Annotated in this window: 3 protein-coding genes and 1 pseudogene; 2 read left to right on the top strand and 2 right to left on the bottom strand. The window is 69.0% G+C overall.

Annotation, left to right across the window (positions count from 1 at the left end; translation table 11 throughout):
* Together AC1D1G_RS42195 and AC1D1G_RS42190 are read right to left on the bottom strand one after the other, a co-directional pair.
* Window positions 1–1,643 (bottom strand): amidohydrolase (locus AC1D1G_RS42195; protein ID WP_477956598.1); only part of this gene is annotated, 1,643 nt, incomplete at its 3' end.
* A gap of 60 nt (window positions 1,644–1,703) precedes the next feature.
* Window positions 1,704–3,233: an APC family permease gene (locus AC1D1G_RS42190; RefSeq protein WP_477956597.1), complete on the bottom strand. Its 1,530-nt coding sequence runs from the start codon at window positions 3,231–3,233 to the stop codon at window positions 1,704–1,706.
* A 169-nt stretch (window positions 3,234–3,402) separates the two neighbouring features.
* Here AC1D1G_RS42190 and AC1D1G_RS42185 point away from each other — a divergent pair, with 169 nt between their 5' ends.
* Entirely contained in the window at window positions 3,403–4,131 is a 729-nt protein-coding gene (locus tag AC1D1G_RS42185) for a TetR/AcrR family transcriptional regulator (protein ID WP_283332487.1), read from the top strand.
* Window positions 4,132–4,171: 40 nt separating this feature from the next.
* Window positions 4,172–4,414, top strand: a pseudogene (locus AC1D1G_RS42180) (hypothetical protein); the annotation flags it as partial.

Below are 4,414 nucleotides of genomic sequence, written 5' to 3'. Positions count from 1 at the left end.
GCGGTGTAGACGCGATCACCGCCCACATAGGTCAGGACCGCCCGGCTCCCGCCGATCTCGTCGGCAGTTCCCGTGAACGGGTCCCGGTCGAGGACTACCAGGTCGGCGAGCTTGCCCACCTCGATGCTCCCCGTGTCGTCGAGGTGGTTCACGTACGCGGACCCGGCGGTGTAAGCGGTCAGTGCGGCCGTGAGGTCGATTCGTTGCTCCGGGAGGAACACCGGGCGGCCTTGCCCGTCCCGGCCCGGCAGCACGCGATTGACCGCGACGTGGATGCCGTGGATCGGGTCGGCGCTGCTGACCGGCYAGTCGCTGCCGCCCGCCAGCGTTGCGCCCGAGCGCAGCAGGGAACCGAAGGGGTACTGCCGGCGGGAGCGTTCGTCCCCGAGGAAGGGGATGGTGAGTTCGTCCATCTGCGGTTCGTGGGCTGCCCACAGCGGTTGCATGTTGGCCGTGACGCCGAGCGCGCGGAAGCGCGGGATGTCGTCCGGGTCCACGACCTGAAGGTGGGCGAGGTGCGGCCGGGTGTCGCGGAATCCGTTCGCCGTCCGAGCGGCGTCGACCGCGTCGAGCGCGTCGCGCACGGCCCGGTCGCCGAGCGCGTGGAAGTGCACCTGAAAGCCGAGGGCGTCGAGCTCGGTGACGTACCCGCGCAGCGCGTCCGGGTCGACGAAGCTGGTGCCGGAATGGGCTGTCGCGCAGCCGCATCCATCCAGATACGGGGAGATCATGGCCGCGGTGCGGGATTCGGCGACACCGTCGAGCATGATCTTCACGGTGTCGGCCCGCATCCTCCCGACGCGGAGACGGGAACGTCGCCGGAGCAGGTCGGGGATCTGCTCGGCGCCCCGATCGCGATCCCACCACAAGGCGCCCGCCACCCGCGCAGTGAGGGACCCGTCGCCGGCCGCGGTCAGGTAGGCGTCCGAGACGTCCGAGATCCCGGAGGTGTCGCCGAGTAGCGCGTCCTGCCAGGCGGTGATGCCGAGCGCATGCAGGTGCTGCTGGGCATGGAGCAGGGCCTTCAGTCGGTCGTCGGGCGTGTGCTGCGGGGTGTGGCAGCCGACCAACTCCATCGCAGACTCCTGGAGCATGCCGGTCGGCACGCCGTCGGCGTCGCGTTCGATACGTCCGCCGACGGGGTCGGGGGTGTCTCGGGTGATGCCCGCGATGTCCAGGGCTCTCGTGTTGGCCCAAGCCCCGTGGTGGTCGCGGTTGGGCAGAAACACCGGCCGATCCCGCACGACGGTGTCGAGGAGTTGCGCGGTGGGTGTCCCCCCGTCGAACGCCTCCATCGACCACCCGCCGCCGACGATCCACGGCAACTCCGGGTGTGCGTCGGCGTAGCTGCGGATGACGGCGAGGGTGGCGGCGGCATCGCTGACGCCGGTGAGGTTGCACCGGGCGGACTYGAGTCCGGCCACCACGGGATGGATGTGCGCGTCCTGGAAGCCGGGGAGCAGCAGCCTGCCGGTGAGGTCGACGACCTCGGTGCGGGTGCCGATCAACTCCCGGACCTCGTCGTGGCCGACAGCCGATATCCGGCCACGGGTGACCGCGACCGTCGTGGCGCGGCTGCGGGCCGGGTCCAGGGTGGCAATCGATCCGCCGGTGAAGACCAGATCTGCGGGTTCTGCTGACATCGAAAATCTCCTGTCGGGAAGTGATTTCGTCGGTGGTCGGATCAGGTCGCGTCGCGCTGATCAGGAACGGGTGGTCACGGGAACCTCGGTGGGTGCACCGAGCAGGTCGGCGGCGTCGGCATCTGTTCCGCGTCCGGTGACGAAGTAGGGCGACCGCCGGACCCACTTCGCGTGCGCGGCCACCACCAGCCCCGAGATCAGGATGAGGACCGGGAACAGCAGCTGAAACCAACCGTTGGTCGCGCTGAACTCGAGATGATCTGCCGAGGTGTAGAAGATCCAGCCCAGGTAACCGCCCAACGCCAGCAACACCAGGGCGCTGACGGCGGGAAACACGACCGCGCGCAGTCCCTCCCACGGACGTTCGCGCAGGAGTCCGCGGAACCGGACGGCGGCGGCGAGCGCCGTCAGGCCGTACCACAGGGCGACCACCAGACCGATCGAACTGATGCCCGCACCGAGAAGGTCGCTGAGCTTGGGGATGACCGTGGCCAGCAGTGCGACCACGGCGGAGATGCCGCCGAGCAGCACGGTTCCGGCCGCCGGGGTTCCATAGCGGGAATGGATGCGGGTCCACACCGGGCCGAGCGTGCGGTCCCGGCCCATCGCGAACAGTCCACGCGCGCTGGGTATCACGGTGGCCTGGAGCGAGGCGACGACGGAGAACATCAGCGCCACCACGGGGAGCGCGGCCAGCGGCTGACGGGCGAGTGCCTCGCCGAGGAACGCGAGCCCGACGGTCCCGTTGTCCGCCAGTTCCGTGGGGGTGAGGACGCGCTGGAAGGCCACCGCACCGAGCAGGAACAAGCCGAGGACCAGGAAGACGGTGATCACGCCGGCGCGGGACGCATCGCGCGGATCGCGCACCTCCTCGCTCACACTGAACGCCGCTTCGAAACCCCAGTAGAAGAAGACCGCGATCACCATGCCCTCGGCGAGCACGGCGAACGACGGAATCGCGAAGGGATTGAACCAGGACACGGAGAACGGCTGGCTCCCGGCAAACAGTCCATACGTGCAGAAGCCGATCAACACGACGTACTCGAAGACGAGAAGGTACTTCTGCAGCCGTGCCGCGACCGCGACGCCGCGGACGGCGGTGAAGGTCACCGCACCGAGGATCGTCAGCCCCAGCATCGTCGACTGCAGCGTGGAGTCGGGATCGAGAGCGAGCCCGCCGATGCCGTGCAGGCCGGCCATGCCGGCGAGTTGCAGGATCGCCGACCCGGCGATCGCGGTGGTGTAGGCCATGAACACGACCACGGCGACGATGGCCATCCACCCGGTGAGGAAACCCAGCCAAGGACTGAGACTGCGGCCCACCCAGACGTAGCTGTTGCCGCAATTGGGTTCGACCCGGTTGAGCCGGGCGTATCCGCTGGCAATTCCCAGAATCGGGACGAAGGCCAGTAACAGCACCACCGGCATCTGGAGACCGACCACGGCGGCGATGACCCCCAAACCGACACCGATGCTGGTCGTCGCCGCGGTACTCGAGGCGGCGATCGCAACTCCGTCCATGACGCCGAGGGATTTGCGGAGGGACGTCGCCCTCGGCGCGTCCGCCGCGCCGTTGTTCACTGCTGCCATGTGTGCGTCGCTTTCGCTGGAGGTGGAGAGGGACGAGAGGCCACGCGCCGGTCCGGTGTCTCGTGCCCGCGGCCTGGGGCTTCGCTCCCTGCCTGTGACATGCAACACCGTCGCCGTTTACACCGTCAACAGTGTTGGCATAAGCTGCGGCCGACGGAAGGATCCCGGAATGGCGAAGCAGGTGGTCTCGGACTCGGCCCGGAAGAGGCGCAGGCCGACGAAGCAGGGTGGAGTTCTCTCGGAGCAACTGATCATGGAGACGGCACTGCGGTTGCTGCGGCACCACGGCAGCGCGGGCCTGTCCGTCCGCCGCCTCGGTGCTGCGCTCGGGGCAGACCCCAGCACCCTGTACCGGTACTTCCGCGGCATCGACGACCTCACGTTGGCGATCGCCGACGAGCTGATCGGCCGGTCATTCCGCGGGTGGGAACCCACCGGAGACTGGTGGCGCGACTTGCACTCCCTCGGAATACGTTCGCATGCAGCGTATCTGGACCACCCCCAGGCGGCAGTCCTGTCGGCCAGCCGTGTCAGCGGTCGCACCTCGGAGAAAGCGGCCGTCGACACGATCCTCGGGATACTGCGCGAGGCGGGGTTCCCCGACGGCGCAGCGGTGCGCCTCTACCGTGCGTTCGTCGATCAGATGCTGGCGTTCGCCGCCCTCGACGGAGCCGAACTCGCGCTGCCCGAGGACGTCCGTGAGTCCGACCGGCAACTGTGGCGATCGTCCTACGCGCAACTGCCGGCCGAGACGCACCCGCACATCGCCGCGACCGCGGGCCTGCTCGTCGACCTCTCCGACCGCAGCGCCTATCCCGACGCACTCGAACTGCTCCTCGACGGCGCGCGCGCACTGCTTCACCGACTCGACGCAAAGCGAGGATCGGCAACCTCGTGACCTGGCAGGCGGGTCGTAGAATCCATGAAAGGAGAACCCGATGGACCCGCACCTTCGCAACGCACGGACCACCGATCTGCCGCCGCCGGCGCTGGACGGCGAGCTGCGGTTCGATCAAGCGACGCGAGAACGGGCCGCCGACGATTTCGGGCACCTCGTGCACACGGAACCGGAGGCCGTCCTGCTACCGGGATCCACCGACGACGTCGCTGCGACGATCCGCTGGGCCGCGAAGCGGGGCCGCACGTTCGCCGCGCAGGGGCAGCGCCACTCGGTGTGGGGA

Source organism: Rhodococcus sp. P3_B8 (genome assembly GCF_056402775.1).
Note: the sequence above shows the minus strand (reverse complement) of the source record. Positions and strands in the feature narration are given on the sequence as shown.